This is a genomic window from Paraburkholderia phosphatilytica, from assembly GCF_003443895.1.
Taxonomy (GTDB): domain Bacteria; phylum Pseudomonadota; class Gammaproteobacteria; order Burkholderiales; family Burkholderiaceae; genus Paraburkholderia; species Paraburkholderia phosphatilytica.
On the sequence record NZ_QQOA01000004.1, the window covers coordinates 1 to 14,568 of the forward strand.

The 14,568-nt window shown below is 65.0% G+C and carries 14 protein-coding genes; all 14 read right to left on the reverse strand.

What is annotated here, in order from left to right:
- On the reverse strand, positions 1 to 93 hold a 93-nt coding region (locus DVS29_RS05275; protein WP_116603299.1), incomplete at its 3' end, for an NAD-dependent epimerase/dehydratase family protein.
- A 132-nt stretch (positions 94 to 225) separates the two neighbouring features.
- Positions 226 to 1,203 carry a D-glycero-beta-D-manno-heptose-7-phosphate kinase gene (gene rfaE1, locus DVS29_RS05280; protein ID WP_118179390.1) on the reverse strand — a complete coding sequence of 326 codons (978 nt, stop codon included), beginning with the start codon at positions 1,201 to 1,203 and terminating at the stop codon, positions 226 to 228.
- Positions 1,196 to 2,599 carry a UDP-glucose dehydrogenase family protein gene (locus DVS29_RS05285; RefSeq protein WP_118179391.1) on the reverse strand — a complete coding sequence of 468 codons (1,404 nt, stop codon included), beginning with the start codon at positions 2,597 to 2,599 and terminating at the stop codon, positions 1,196 to 1,198. The genes rfaE1 and DVS29_RS05285 overlap by 8 nt, the downstream gene beginning before the upstream one ends.
- Positions 2,600 to 2,758: 159 nt before the next feature.
- On the reverse strand, positions 2,759 to 3,934 hold the full coding sequence (gene lapB, locus DVS29_RS05290) for a lipopolysaccharide assembly protein LapB (RefSeq protein ID WP_118179392.1): 1,176 nt from the start codon (positions 3,932 to 3,934) through the stop codon (positions 2,759 to 2,761).
- 63 nt (positions 3,935 to 3,997) lie between these two features.
- Positions 3,998 to 4,291 (reverse strand): LapA family protein, encoded by a 294-nt coding sequence (locus DVS29_RS05295; protein ID WP_118179393.1) that lies wholly within the window; start codon positions 4,289 to 4,291, stop codon positions 3,998 to 4,000.
- 338 nt (positions 4,292 to 4,629) lie between these two features.
- A complete protein-coding gene (locus DVS29_RS05300) occupies positions 4,630 to 4,956 on the reverse strand; it encodes an integration host factor subunit beta (protein WP_118179394.1) in 327 nt (108 codons plus the stop codon).
- A gap of 22 nt (positions 4,957 to 4,978) precedes the next feature.
- Positions 4,979 to 6,691, reverse strand: a complete 1,713-nt coding sequence (rpsA, locus tag DVS29_RS05305; protein WP_118179395.1) for a 30S ribosomal protein S1 — start codon at positions 6,689 to 6,691, stop codon at positions 4,979 to 4,981.
- Between the two features lie 171 nt (positions 6,692 to 6,862).
- Positions 6,863 to 7,561, reverse strand: a complete 699-nt coding sequence (gene cmk, locus DVS29_RS05310) for a (d)CMP kinase (protein ID WP_118179396.1) — start codon at positions 7,559 to 7,561, stop codon at positions 6,863 to 6,865.
- Between the two features lie 58 nt (positions 7,562 to 7,619).
- Positions 7,620 to 8,930: a 3-phosphoshikimate 1-carboxyvinyltransferase gene (gene aroA, locus DVS29_RS37755; protein ID WP_240655471.1), complete on the reverse strand. Its 1,311-nt coding sequence runs from the start codon at positions 8,928 to 8,930 to the stop codon at positions 7,620 to 7,622.
- Positions 8,931 to 8,942: 12 nt separating this feature from the next.
- Positions 8,943 to 9,911: a prephenate dehydrogenase gene (locus DVS29_RS37760; RefSeq protein ID WP_240655472.1), complete on the reverse strand. Its 969-nt coding sequence runs from the start codon at positions 9,909 to 9,911 to the stop codon at positions 8,943 to 8,945.
- Positions 9,912 to 9,999: 88 nt separating this feature from the next.
- Positions 10,000 to 11,112: a histidinol-phosphate transaminase gene (gene hisC, locus DVS29_RS05320; protein WP_118179667.1), complete on the reverse strand. Its 1,113-nt coding sequence runs from the start codon at positions 11,110 to 11,112 to the stop codon at positions 10,000 to 10,002.
- Between the two features lie 78 nt (positions 11,113 to 11,190).
- Positions 11,191 to 12,273 carry a prephenate dehydratase gene (gene pheA / locus DVS29_RS05325; protein ID WP_118179397.1) on the reverse strand — a complete coding sequence of 361 codons (1,083 nt, stop codon included), beginning with the start codon at positions 12,271 to 12,273 and terminating at the stop codon, positions 11,191 to 11,193.
- Between the two features lie 269 nt (positions 12,274 to 12,542).
- Positions 12,543 to 13,625 (reverse strand): 3-phosphoserine/phosphohydroxythreonine transaminase, encoded by a 1,083-nt coding sequence (gene serC / locus DVS29_RS05330; protein ID WP_118179398.1) that lies wholly within the window; start codon positions 13,623 to 13,625, stop codon positions 12,543 to 12,545.
- Positions 13,626 to 13,860: 235 nt separating this feature from the next.
- Positions 13,861 to 14,472: a DUF2059 domain-containing protein gene (locus tag DVS29_RS05335; protein ID WP_118179399.1), complete on the reverse strand. Its 612-nt coding sequence runs from the start codon at positions 14,470 to 14,472 to the stop codon at positions 13,861 to 13,863.
- Positions 14,473 to 14,568 lie beyond the last annotated feature (96 nt).

The window sequence follows — 14,568 nt, forward strand, 5'->3', positions numbered from 1 at the left end:
CACCGCGATGATGCGGTCTTCGCCGCGCTCGTTGAGCGCCTTGACGATGTTGCTGCCGATAAAGCCGGCCGCGCCGGTGACGATGAGGGTCATGGTCGTCCTGCTGAATGTGGGTGGGTGAAGTGCGTGACGCCGGCGTTGCGTGCGGCGCAGGGCAGGCGTGCCTGCCAGATGCGAAAAGCGGGCGGACGTATCAGGAATGCAGCCGCCCGCTCCAGCAGCCGGTCATTCGAATAGTTCGTCGTACGAGACAGTGGCGGTGCCCAGTTTGCCGACCACGATACCCGCCGCGCGATTCGCGAGACCGACCGCGTCGACGAGCGGCAAACCCGCGCCCAGCATCACCGCGAGGGTCGCGATCACCGTGTCGCCGGCACCCGAAACATCATACACTTCGCGCGCAACGGCCGACGCGTGCAGCGGCGCGCCGTCGGAGAAGAGCGTCATGCCCTCTTCCGAACGCGTGAGCAGCAGCGCATCGAGCGACAGTTCCGCGCGCAGCTTGCGCACGCGCGCCTCGAGATCGTCTTCCGATTTCCACTGTCCGACCACCTCGCGCAGTTCCGCGCGGTTCGGCGTGATCAGCGTCGCGCCCCGATAGCGCTCCCAATCGTCGCCCTTCGGGTCGATCAGCACCTGCTTGCCGGCGGCGCGCGCGTTCGCGATCATCTTCGTCACGTGCGTGAGGCCGCCCTTCGCGTAGTCCGACATCAGCACGACGTCGTGCGCGGGCAGCAGTTCGTCGAAGCGCGCGAGGCCCGCGAGCAGCACTTCATGCGTCGGCGTGTTCTCAAAGTCGACGCGCAGCAGCTGCTGCTGACGCGACAGCACGCGCAGCTTGATGGTGGTCGCGAGCGATGGGTCGCGCTCGATGTGCGCCGCCACGCCGCTCTCGGCAAGCAGACTGATCACGCGCTCGCCGGGCTCGTCGTGGCCGATCACGCACAGGAGCCCCGACTGCGCACCGAGCGTCACTGCGTTGCGCGCGACGTTCGCCGCGCCGCCCAGCCGGTCCTCCTGCTTCTGCACGTGCACGACCGGCACCGGCGCTTCCGGCGAAATCCGGTTGACGTCGCCGAACCAGTAACGGTCGAGCATCACATCGCCGACCACCAGCACGCGGGCCTCGGCGAGCCGCTCGCGCGGCACGGTGGCCACCGCGCGCTCCGCCGCGCCCGAACCCGCAACCGCCCGCTCAGACATCGCTCGTCGCTCCTGTCGCGGCCACGTACGGACGGCCGATCGGGTGATAGTCGAAGCCCAGTTCGGCCATCGCTTCCGGCTCGTACAGATTGCGGCCATCGAAAATGCGCGGCGTCTTCAGCACGGATTTCATGTGCGTGAAGTCCGGCATCTTGAACTCCTTCCACTCGGTGACGATCACGAGCGCTTCCGCGCCGGTCAGCGTTTCGTCCTGCGTGTGCGCGAAGTCGAGACGCGCCAGTTGCTCCGGCTCGTCCTTCAGATCGAGCGCGAACACGCGCTTCGCTTCGTCGCTCGCGACCGGATCGTATGCGCGAACCTGCGCGCCGCGCGCGAGCAGTTCGGCGATCACGCGGCGGCTCGGCGCCTCGCGCATGTCGTCGGTGTTCGGCTTGAACGCGAGACCCCAGACGGCGAATGTCAGGCCGCTCAGATCGTCGCCGAGCGTGCGCGTGATCTTGCGCACCAGCACTTCCTTCTGCTCGTGGTTGACGTCTTCCACGGCCTCGAGAATGCGCAGGTTGTGGCCGCTCTCGCTCGCGGTGCGGATCAGCGCCTGCACGTCCTTCGGGAAACACGATCCGCCATAGCCGCAGCCCGCGTACAGGAAGTGATAACCGATGCGGGGATCGGAACCGATGCCGCGGCGCACGGATTCGATGTCGGCGCCCACGCGGTCGGCGAGATTCGCCATCTCGTTCATGAACGAGATGCGGGTGGCGAGCATTGCGTTGGCCGCGTACTTCGTGAATTCGGCCGAGCGCACGTCCATGTACAGCGTGCGGTCGTGATTGCGGTTGAACGGCGCATACAGGCGCTTCATCTTTTCGCGCGCGAGGTTGCCGGCTTCGTCGTCGTCGATGCCGATCACGATGCGGTCGGGGCGCAGGAAGTCGTCCACCGCCGCGCCTTCCTTCAGGAACTCCGGATTCGACACGACCGAGACGCGGCGCGCGCTGTCCGACTCGAGCCCGCGCTTCGCGAGTTCTTCTTCGACGACCGCGGTCACGCGCTGCGCGGTACCGACGGGCACCGTCGATTTATCGACGATCACCTTGAAGCCGTTCATGTAGCGGCCGATGTTGCGCGCCGCTTCGAGCACGTATTGGAGGTCGGCCGAGCCGTCTTCGTCCGGCGGCGTACCCACCGCGATGAACTGCACGTCGCCGTGCGCCACGCTCGCCTCGACATCGGTCGAAAACGTGATGCGGCCCGCCGAACGCGTGCGCGCGATGATTTCCTTCAGGCCCGGCTCATGGATCGGCACGCCGCCGTTGTTGAGGATGTCGATCTTGCGCGGGTCGACGTCGAGACAGAAGACGTCGTTGCCGATTTCGGCGAGGCAAGCCCCCGTGACGAGGCCAACGTAGCCAGTGCCGATGATGGTGATTTTCATACGCGTTCCGGTAGTGAAGTCCGGTGAGGGTTGCCGGTGGTGAATCCGGTTGAATCAGTCTGGTCAGGACGACATGCACGGCACATCAGCTTCAGCATCGGCGCCGCGCATGTGCTCCGCGATGCGCCTGACGCTGCGAGCCCGCGTTGCCGCAACCCGTCAGTTCGACGCGTTGATCGGCTCGACGCGACGCGGCGCATAGGTTTCCCAGCCGCTGCAACCCGGACACTGCCAATAGAACAGGCGCGCCCGGAAACCGCAATTCTGGCACGTATACCGTGGCAGATTTTTGGTGCGCTGACGGATCAGGCTGCGCATCAGCTCGAGTTCGCCGCGCCGCGGCTCCTCGGCGGTTTCCTGCTGCGCTTCCAGCAGTCGCGTCATGCCGGCCAGATTCGGCGACTTCTGCATCTGCGCGCGCGCCAGCGCGTGCGCCGCATCCTGCCCGCGCAACGCCGCCACATGCTGGTACGCGACATCCAGCAGGTCGTTGCTCGGATAGCGGTCGACCCACGTCGTGAGCAGGTCGGCGGCCTCGCCCTGACGGCCGAGCGCTTCGCACGCCTTCGTGATCTTTTCCGCGACCAGCGGCAGATAGGTCGCGTTCTGATCCTCGACGCGGCGCCATTGCGCAATCGCGGATTCATGGGCGCCTGCCGCTGCATCGACATCGCCGGTGAGAATCGTCGCGCGCACGTTCTGCGGATTCGCCTTCAGCGCCAGGCCGAGCTGACGCCGAGCCTCGTCCGGCTTCTTCTGTTGTAGTGCCTCCTGCGCGAGTTCGCAGTGAAACTGTGCGATTTCCTTGTCGAGCGACTCAGCTCCCATCGTTTCGAGGTGCTTCGCAGTGTCGATGCACTTCACCCAGTCTTTCTCGATTTCGTAAATGGTCAGCAGCGCGCGCTGCGCACCGAGTGCATAGTCGCCGCTTTGAAGCTGCTTGAACGTCTCTTCGGCGCGGTCGAGCAGGCCGGCCTTCAGGAAGTCCTGGCCGAGTTCGTAAAGCGCATGATCGCGTTCGCTGACCGGCAGATCCGAGCGCGACAGCAGATTCTGGTGGACGCGGATGGCCCGGTCGGTTTCGCCGCGGCGGCGGAACAGGTTGCCGAGCGCGAAGTGCAGTTCGATCGTTTCGGGGTCCAGCTTGACGACTTCGATGAACGCATCGATCGCCTGATCGGGCTGCTCGTTGAGCAGGAAATTGAGGCCACGGAAATACGAACGCGGCAGGTTGGCGCTTTCCGACAGCAGCGCCTTCAGGTCGTAGCGCGCCGCCATCCAGCCGAACGCGAACGCGACGGGTATGACGAGCAGCCACCAGAAGTCTAGATCCATGCGATTGATCGGGAGAGCTGAAAACACATGCCGCGCGTTCGTGGACCGCGCGGCGCAGGGCCGTCAGATGAGCGGCGGCAGCGGCGGTTGCTCGACGGGAATGGGCGTCTCTTTGGCGACCCGCAGTTCGCGCTTCAGACGGCTGTTCTCAAGCCGCAGACGCACGTTCTTCGGCACCGTCACGAGCAGGGCCGCGAGCGCCCCGACGGCGAAGAACGCAAAGCCGATCGCGATCAGCGGCGCCTGCCACACGTAGCCGGCCAGGAAATTCAGCGTGGCGGTTTGCGCATTCAACAGTGCCAGTACGAACAGCAGCAGGAAAATCAGTACGCGGATCAACCAGACGATAAATTTCATGAAAGAAGTCTCTTGACGGCGGTTTCAGGTTGGCAGCGGCTGGCGGCACAGACCGGACAGCCGCCACGGCTCGGGGCCGCAAAGTGTCCCGTATTGTAAAGGAAGCCTTAGACCACTGGCAGCGCGAGGAGGTTGATGTCTTGCGGCGAGCTTTCCGACTCTTCGCGGCAACCGGCGGCGCGGCGCGACTGAAACGTCGTTCGGCCACGGGCGAGGCCTCGGCACAGGCGAAAAAAAAGCGCCCGGGGGCGCTTTTTTGATTGCTTGCCGTCTGGCTCCGATCGCTGACACACACCTTGCCGATGTGGAAAGCGACGCGCAAACCGCGCTGCGAACGCTTACAGATCGTCGTCGTCCGGCTGTTCGTCCTTCAGCGGCTGGTCGGAGCCACGATCCACCCGTTCGCGCAATTCCTTGCCGGGCTTGAAGTGCGGTACGAATTTCTCCGGTACCAGCACCTTCTCGCCCGACTTCGGATTGCGACCGACACGGGAAGGACGGCGGTTCAGGCCGAAACTGCCAAAGCCGCGAATTTCGATGCGATGGCCGTTCGCCAAGGCGTCCGACATCGCATCGAGCATCGTCTTGACCGCGAAATCCGCATCCTTGAGGACAAGTTGCGGAAATCGCGTAGCCAGTTGGGCGACCAATTCCGATTTGGTCATACTGCAGCAGACCCCTTAAGGCTTACTGGTTCTGGCCGTCGAGCTTGGCCTTCAGCAGGGCGCCGAGGTTCGTCGTGCCCGACGCTGCGGCGCTGCTGTCAGCCTGGAGGCCGCGCATCGCTTCCTGTTGCTCGGCCGAATCCTTGGCCTTGATCGACAGGTTGATGCCGCGCGACTTGCGGTCGATGTTGATGATCATCGCGTTGACCTTGTCGCCATCCTTCAGCACGTTACGTGCGTCTTCGACACGGTCTTGCGCGATTTCCGAAGCGCGCAGGTAGCCTTCGACGTCAGCCGACAGCTGGACCACCGCACCCTTCGCGTCGACCGACTTCACCACGCCGTCAACGATCGAACCCTTGTCGTTCATCGCAACGAAGTTGCTGAACGGGTCGCCTTCGAGCTGCTTGATGCCGAGCGAAATACGCTCCTTCTCGACGTCGATGCCCAGAACGATGGCTTCGACTTCGTCGCCCTTCTTGTACTTGCGGACGGCTTCTTCACCCGACTCGCTCCACGACAGGTCCGACAGGTGGACCAGGCCGTCGATGCCGCCAGGCAGGCCGATGAACACGCCGAAGTCGGTGATCGACTTGATCGCGCCCGACAGCTTGTCGCCCTTCTTGAAGTTGCGGCTGAAGTCATCCCACGGGTTCGGCTTGCACTGCTTCATGCCGAGGCTGATACGACGACGGTCTTCGTCGATCTCGAGGACCATGACTTCGACTTCGTCGCCCAGCTGGACAACCTTCGACGGCGCAACGTTCTTGTTGGTCCAGTCCATTTCCGACACGTGAACCAGGCCTTCGATGCCCGATTCGACTTCGACGAACGCGCCGTAGTCGGTGATGTTCGTGACCTTGCCGAACAGGCGCGTGCCCGACGGGTAACGACGCGAGATGCCTTCCCACGGATCGTCGCCCAGCTGCTTGATACCGAGCGAGACGCGGTTCTTCTCTTGATCGAACTTGAGGATCTTCGCGGTGACTTCCTGGCCAACCGACAGGACTTCGCTCGGGTGACGCACGCGGCGCCATGCGATGTCGGTGATGTGCAGCAGGCCGTCGATACCGCCGAGGTCGACGAACGCACCGTAATCGGTGATGTTCTTGACGACGCCTTCGACGATCGCGCCTTCCTTCAGCGTCTCGAGCAGCTTCGCGCGCTCTTCGCCCTGGGTCGCTTCGATCACGGCGCGGCGCGACAGCACGACGTTGTTACGCTTGCGGTCGAGCTTGATGACGCGGAATTCGAGGGTCTTGCCTTCGTACGGCGTGGTGTCCTTGACCGGACGCGTGTCGACGAGCGAACCCGGCAGGAATGCGCGGATGCCGTTGACCATCACGGTCATGCCGCCCTTGACCTTGCCCGTTATCGTGCCGGTCACGAGTTCGTTGTTGTCGAGAGCCTTTTCCAGCGACAGCCACGAAGCGAGACGCTTCGCCTTGTCGCGCGACAGGATCGTGTCGCCGTAGCCGTTTTCCAGCGCGTCGATCGCGACGGAAACGAAATCGCCCGCCTGAACCTCAACCTCGCCCTGGTCGTTCAGGAATTCCTCGATGGGAATGTAGGCCTCGGACTTCAGGCCAGCGTTGACGACCACGAAGTTGTGATCGACACGCACGACTTCGGCGGAGATGACTTCGCCGGCGCGCATGTCCTGGCGGGTCAGCGACTCTTCGAACAGAGCCGCAAAAGATTCGGTATTCGGGGTGGAGGTTTGCAGGTCGGACATAAAAATCTGGCTTTGCGTGGTTCTCGCGCTGCCGGAGCCGCCTTGCTGATCGAGGCTGGCTGGTGCGGGCAGAAGCCCGGGCAGGAAAGCGAACGCCACACGGGGTTAAGGGGTTGAAACAAGTTTCGCGGACCATCCGCGGAACACCTGACTGCTACTGCTTGCTGCTGACTACGAATGCGATGCTTTCAACTCCTGCGCGGCCTGGTACCACTGCACCACCTGTTCGACGGCTTCGTCGACCGACAGCGCGGAGGTGTCCAGCAGCTGCGCATCCGCCGCGGGCTTGAGCGGCGCGGCCGCGCGGCTACTGTCGCGCTCGTCGCGTTCACGCAAATCCCGAAGCAAGTCATCAATGTTAGCAGAAAATCCTTTTTGGATCAATTGCTTATGCCGGCGGGCCGCGCGCGCCTCGACGCTGGCCGTCAGGAACACCTTGAGACCGGCGTCCGGGAAGATCACGGTGCCCATGTCGCGGCCGTCCGCGACGAGCCCCGGAGCCTTGCGAAACGCCCGCTGGCGCGCCACGAGCGCCGCGCGCACCGGCTGATGGACGGCGATGGCCGACGCGCGGTTGCCGATCGCTTCGGCGCGAATTTCGGACGAAACGTCGGCGCCGTCGAGCTGAGCGAGCCCCTCGCGAAACATGATATGCAGGTCGTCGATCAGCTTCACAAGGGCATCGACGTCGTCTGCCGCGACGTGATAGCGCGTGCTCGCGAGCGCGGCGAGCCGGTACAGCGCGCCGCTGTCGAGCAGGTGGAAACCGAGCTGCGCGGCGACGAGCGCCGCAACGGTGCCTTTACCCGAGGCGGTGGGGCCGTCGATCGTGATGACGGGCGTCTGGTGAAAAGGCCGGGTTGATTTCATCGAAGGAGTCGCGCGTCAGAAGCTGGGCACGGCGATAAAAGCGATGCGGCGCGCCGCATCAGGGTTGAGCCAGCGCCGCGAAGCGCTCGAAGTAATCGGGAAAGGTCTTGCCGACGCATTTCGGATCGTTGATCCGCACCGCCACGCCGTTCTCGCCGAGGCTCACGAGCGAGAAGCACATCGCCATCCGGTGATCGTCGTAGGTGTCGATCGCGGCGTTCGGCGTGAGCTGCGCGGGCGGCGTCACCGTCAGGTAGTCCGCGCCTTCGTCAACCGTCGCGCCGACCTTGCGCAACTCGTTCGCCATCGCCGCGATGCGGTCGGTTTCCTTCACGCGCCAGCTCGCGATGTTGCGCAGCGTGGTCGGGCCATCCGCGAAGAGGCCCGCCACCGCGAGCGTCATCGCGGCGTCCGGGATCAGGTTGCAGTCCATGTCGAGCGCGGCGAACTTACCGTGGTCGTGGCCGATGCCGCGCACCTCGATCCAGTCGTCGCCCATCGATACGTTCGCGCCCATCTGGTTGAGCGCGTCGGCGAACGCGACGTCGCCCTGGATGCTCAGCCGCCCGACGCCCTCCACCCGCACCGGACCGCCGCCGATCGCGCCCGCGGCAAGAAAATACGACGCCGACGACGCATCGCCTTCGACCATGATCCGCCCCGGCGACTGGTAGCGCACACCCGCGCGAATCCGGAAGCGCGACCAGCCGTCGCGCTCCACCTTCACGCCGAAGCGTTCCATCAGGCGCATCGTGATCTCGATGTACGGCTTCGAGATCAGCTCGCCTTCCACTTCGATCGTCGTCGTGCCGGATGCCGCGTGCACGAGCGGCAGCGTCATCAGCAGCGCGGTAAGGAACTGGCTCGACACGTCGCCGCGCACGCGGATCGGCGCGTCGATCGTGATCTGCGACGCGTGGATGGCGAGCGGCGGAAAGCCTTCGTTCGCCTCGTAGTCGATCCTCGCGCCGATCTGCCGCAAGCCGTCGACGAGGTCGCCGATCGGCCGCTCGTGCATGCGCGGCACGCCGTGCACGCGATACTCGCCGCCGTTCACCGCGAGCGCGGCCGTCAGCGGCCGCACCGCGGTGCCGGCGTTGCCGAGGAACAGATCGGCCTGCTTCGCGGGGAACGCACCGCCCGCGCCGGTGACGACACACGTGTCGCCGTCGCGCGTGAACGGGACGCCGAGTTTCGCGAGCGCATCGAGCATCACTTTCGTGTCGTCGGAGGCGAGCAGGTTCGTGATCGTGGTTTCGCCTTCGGCGAGCGCGGCGAGCAGCAGCACGCGGTTCGAGATGCTCTTCGAGCCTGGCAGCTGCACAGTGCCGGCAACGCGGGGAAACGGTCCGAGATCGAGGTGTTCCATGAGTGTGTCCAGTTATTTCGCCGGCGAATCGTCGGACGAAGTGCGGACCGCCGCGGTATTCGCCGCGCGGTCCTGCCAGGCGCTGCGCGCTTCGCGCGAACGCGCGAACACGGCTTCGAGCGCGGCGCCGTCGCCCGCGTCGATCGCGGCGCGCAGGCGCGCGAGCACGGCCGTGTAGTCATCGATTTCGTCGAGCAGCGCGGCGCGGTTCGCGACGCAGACGTCGCGCCACATTTCCGGGCTCGACGCGGCAATGCGCGTGAAGTCGCGGAACCCGCCGGCGGCGAAGGAGAATTTCAGCGCGGCATCCGGCGAGTTGAGAATCTGCTCGACCAATGCGAACGACAGTACATGCGGCAGATGACTGACCGATGCAAACACGCGATCGTGCTGTTCCGGCGACATCGCATGCACTGCTGCGCCCGTCGCGCGCCACATCGCGGCGATCGTTTCGACGGATTCGCGCGGATTCTCGGGCAACGCGCACAGCACGACGTTGCGGTTCACGTAGAGATCGGGCAACGCGGCATCGACGCCGCTGGACTCGCGCCCCGCGATCGGATGCCCGGGCACGAACTGCCGCACCCGCTCGCCGAGCGCCGCGCGCGCCGCCGCGACGACGTCGGACTTCGTGCTGCCCGCGTCGGTGACGATCGTGCCCGGCGCGAGGAACGGCGCGATGCGCTCGAGCAGCGCCTGCGTCTGCGCAACGGGCGCAGCGAGCAGCACGATGTCGGCGTTCGACAGTGCGTCGCGCAGACTCGCGTCGTCGTCGGGCGCGGCGGTCGCGTCGACCACGCCGAGTTCGAGCGCGCGCGCCGACGACTTCGTCGTGCGCCCGACGCCGATCACGCGCTTTTCGCCATCCACGTTGTCGCTAAAAGCACCGCGTTCACGCAGCGCGCGCGCAAGCGATCCGCCGATCAGGCCGACGCCGAAAATCACCAGTTTGTTGAAGGAAAATGCAGCCACTTCGGTCACACAGAATGCGCGCGCCGCCGCTCGATGCAATGCGGACGGCCGCGCCGGTTCAAAGGCAAGGGCAAGGTCAGGAGCAGGAAGACGACGCTCAGGCCGCGGTCAGCGACTTTTCGAGCGCGGCGATGAACGCGTCGTTTTCCTCGGGCAGGCCGATCGTCACGCGCAGCCACTGCGGCAAGCCATAGTTGCCCACCGGACGCACGATCACGCCCTGCTTCAGGAGCGCGAGATTGACGCGCGAGCCGGCGCCATCGTCGTTGCCGACGCGCACCAGCACGAAGTTGCCATCCGACGGCACATATTCGAGGCCGAGCCGATCGAACGCCGCCGTTAGCTTGCGGTAGCCGGCAGCATTCAGTTCGGCGCTCTGCTGCAGGAACTCCGCGTCGTTGAGCGCCGCGATCGCCGCGGCCTGCGCGAGCGAATTCACATTGAACGGCTGGCGCAGGCGGTTCAGCAGATCCGTCAGTTCCGGCTGGCCGATCGCGAAACCGACGCGCAGACCGGCGAGCCCATAGGCCTTCGAGAACGTGCGCGACACGAGCAGGTTCGGATAGCGGCGCACCCACGCGATCGAGTCATAGCGCTTCTCGGCCGGCAGATATTCGGTGTACGCCTCGTCGAGCACCACGACGACTTCGCGCGGCACCTTGTCGAGGAACGCTTCGATCTTCGCGCCTTCGATGAACGTGCCCGTCGGGTTGTTCGGATTCGCGACGAACACGAGGCGCGTGTCGGCGTCGATCGCGGCGAGCATCGCGTCGAGATCGTGCCCGTAGTTGACCGCCGGCACGACGATCGCGCGCGCGCCCAGACCTTGCGTGGCAAGCGCGTACACGGCGAACGAGTACTGCGCGTAGACAATCGCCTGGCTCTTCTCGACGAGCGCGTGCGCGGCGATCTCGAGGATGTCGTTACTGCCGTTGCCGAGCGTGATCCAGTCGGCCGGCACGTCGTAGCGCGCGGACAGCGCGGCCTTCAGCTCGAACGCGTTCGAATCCGGATAGCGGCCGAGTTCGGCAACGGCTTCGGCCATCGCGCGTTTCGCCGATTCGGGCATGCCGAGCGGGTTCTCGTTGGACGCGAGCTTCACGATCTTCGCCTCGTCGAGACCGAATTCGCGCGCCACTTCGGAAATGGGCTTGCCGGCGACGTAAGGCGCAATCTGGCGCACGTAGGAAGGACCGAAAGGGGTTGTCATGAGGAACTCCGGATCGACGAGTGACGTGTTGAAATGAATTCGCTGCCCTGCTGGCTCGCTATCGTTCAAGCGCGCCGTTCAATAGGTGCGCGGATACGAGCCGAGAATCTTGAGAAACGCGGCGAGCTGGCCGAGCTCCGTCAGCGCGGCCGCAACCGATGCGTCGTCGCGATGCCCTTCGATGTCGATGTAGAAGTAGTACTCCCACGTACCGACGCGCGCCGGACGCGACTCGAAGCGGGTCATCGAGACACCATGCTTCGCGAGCGGTTCGAGCAGGTGAAACACCGCGCCCGGCTCGTTCTTCACCGACACGATCAGCGACGTGCGGTCGCGGCCGGTCGCGCCCGTGCGGTCCCGGCTGATGATCATGAAACGCGTGCGGTTGTGCGGATCGTCCTGGATCAGCGCGAACGCGACCTGCAGACCGTACTGCGTCGCTGCGCGATCGCCGGCGATCGCGGCGATCGTCGGGTCTTCGCTCGCGAGACGCGCGGCTTCCGCGTTGCTCGACACCGCCTGGCGCTCCAGATGCGGCGCGTTCTGCGACAGCCAGTGCTGGCACTGCGCGAGCGCCTGCGCGTGCGCGCACACGCGCGTCACGCCGGTAAGGCTGCCATTCTGCGTCAGCAGATTGTGATGGATCGGCAGCGCGAGTTCGCCGCCGATCAGCAGTTGCGTCTCGAGGAACAGATCGGCTGTGCGCGACACCGCGCCTTCCGTCGAATTCTCGACCGGCACGACGCCGAATTCCGCGGCACCCGCTTCGACCGAACGGAACACTTCGTCGATCGACGCGCACGGCAGCCCTTCGATCGATTGACCGAAGTACTCGTGCATCGCCTGTTCGCTGTAGGTGCCGGCGGGCCCGAGGTAGGCCGAGCGGATGGTCTTTTCGAGCGCGCGGCTCGCGGCCATGATCTCGCGCCAGATTGCGCTGATGTGCTCGCTCGCGAGCGGGCCGTCGCTCATGCCCTGCAGGCGCGCGATCACCTGCTGCTCGCGCTCCGGCCGGAACACCGGCGCGTTGTAGTGCTTCTTGACCTCGCCCACTTCGAGCGCGACCGCCGCGCGCTGATTGAGGAGCGCGATCAGCTGCGCGTCGATCGCATCGATGCGATCGCGCAGCGGCTTCAGTCTGGAATTGAGTTCGTCGTCCATGCGTAAAACGGCCTATCAGTACGGTAACAGCGGGCTCGGGTCATGGCGGGTTGTGGTCTTTCACGCCCGCCCGCCACCCGGCAGCCACGCGGCCCAACATGACGCGCGAGCCGCACACAGCGTGCGGCGGCCTTGATGGCCGCGCGCCACGCCGCGCGCAGATCGCGCGCAGGAAAGGTGGAACGCGAGCGTGACGCACTGCCTGGCATCGGCGCTGCCGCTCGCGGCATCGCTCGCTCGCGATGCGCGCTGGCAGGCCGCCATGCCAGTCAGGCACGCTGCTGCTCGAATTCCTTCATGTACTCGACGAGCGCCTTGACGCCCTCGAGCGGCACCGCGTTGTAGATCGACGCCCGCATGCCGCCGACGGACTTGTGGCCCTTCAGCTGCACCAGCCCGCGCGCTTTCGCGCCGGCCAGGAAGTCTTCGTTGCGCGATTCGTCCGCGAGGAAGAACGGTACGTTCATCCGCGAGCGCGACGCGCGTTCGACCTTGTTCAGATAGAAACTGCTCGCATCGATCGTGTCGTAGAGCAGCTTCGATTTTTCGATATTGCGCGCTTCCATCGCCGCGAGGCCGCCCTGCTTCTTCAACCACTTGAAGACGAGACCGGCGACGTAAATGGCGTAGGTAGGCGGCGTGTTGTACATCGAGTTGTTCGCCGCGACGGTCTTCCATTCGAACGCGGACGGGCACACCTGCATCGCGCGATCGAGCAGGTCTTCCCGCACGATCACGACCGTGACGCCGGCCATGCCGATGTTCTTCTGCGCGCCGCCGAAGATCACGCCGTACTTCGCGATGTCCATGGGACGCGACAGGATGTGCGACGACGCGTCCGCGACGAGCGGGATGTTGCCGAGATCGGGAATCTCGAAGGTTTCGACGCCGTGGATCGTCTCGTTCGTGCATAGATGCACGTAGGCGGGATCGTCCGACAGCTGCCATTCCGCGAACGCAGGCGCGCGCGTGAAGCCGTCAGCGGTTTCACCCGATGCGGCCAGATGGATCGTGCCGTACTTGTGCGCTTCCTTGAACGACTTCTGCGACCACGAGCCGGTCACGACGAAGTCCGCGCGCGGCTTCGAGCCGAGCAGGTTCATCGGCACGATCGCGTTCTCGCCAAGGCCGCCGCCCTGCAGGAACAGGATGTGATGGCTCGCGGGCACGGCGAGGAGTTCGCGGAGGTCCAGCAGCGCTTCTTCGTGGATCGACATGAACTCTTTGCCGCGATGGCTCATTTCCATCACGCTCATGCCGCTGCCGTGCCAGTCGAGCATTTCCGCGGCAGCCTGGCGCAGCACCTCTTCGGGCATCGCGGCAGGTCCGGCGGAGAAGTTGAAGACGCGCATCGAAAAACCCCGAAGAACAGGCGCACCGGCGAAAAAAGACGGCTACGCGCCCAAAAGATAATGGCCGTTTGCGCACATGCGCAAACGGCCATTATCGCACCGAGACCGGCTACCCGCCAAACCGGACGCCCTGAAGCGCCCCGCCTGGCCGGGCGACCGGCCTCGTAGCCTGCCACCGCGCAGTACGATCGGCCCGGTTTCGAACCCGACCGTGCTGCAGCGGCTGGCTGGCGGCTTACTTGCCCGGCTTGACCGCGGCGACTTCCTTGTCAGCCTCGTCGCGCGTTGCCTTGATCGACTGCGGCATGTACTTCTGCATCAGACCGTTCACGACGTCGCGGCCAACCTGGTCTTGCACCTGGATGAACTTGCGACCCGTCGGGCTGCGGTAGAACGTGGTCAGATCCTTGATTTCCGACGTGCTGTAGTACTTCGCGTACGCGTCGTACTGAGCCTGCATCGCGTCCTGGCGGAACTGGTCCGAGTTGAACACCGTGCCTGCCGAGTCCACCAGCTTCGGCACCGTGTTCTTCTGCAGCGTCGGCACGGAAGCCTGCTTCTGCTTGTCGGTCAGCGTCTTGTTTTCCGTCAGGGCGTCCGACAGGATCGCCGGAACCAGTTGCTTTGCCTGCATCTGCGCGCTGTTGGCGATTGCGCCGACCAGCTTCTGCGCGTCGATCGCGTCAAGCAGATCCTTGATCGCTGCCTGCTTGGCCGGATCGACCGGCGCCGGTGCCGCAGCCGGAGCCGCCGACATCGCGGGCGCCTGGTTCTGCAGCGCCTGCGCCATTGCGAAGGTCGGCACCAGAGCAGCGATCAACGCCACTTGCTTCAATCGTTTTTGCATCTATTACTCCCTCTTAGAAATAAGTTCAGCTGCCCGCCGCGCGGCCAGTGCTCCCCTTCGATGGTGGAGCACCACGCCACGCAACTTCATCCGGCA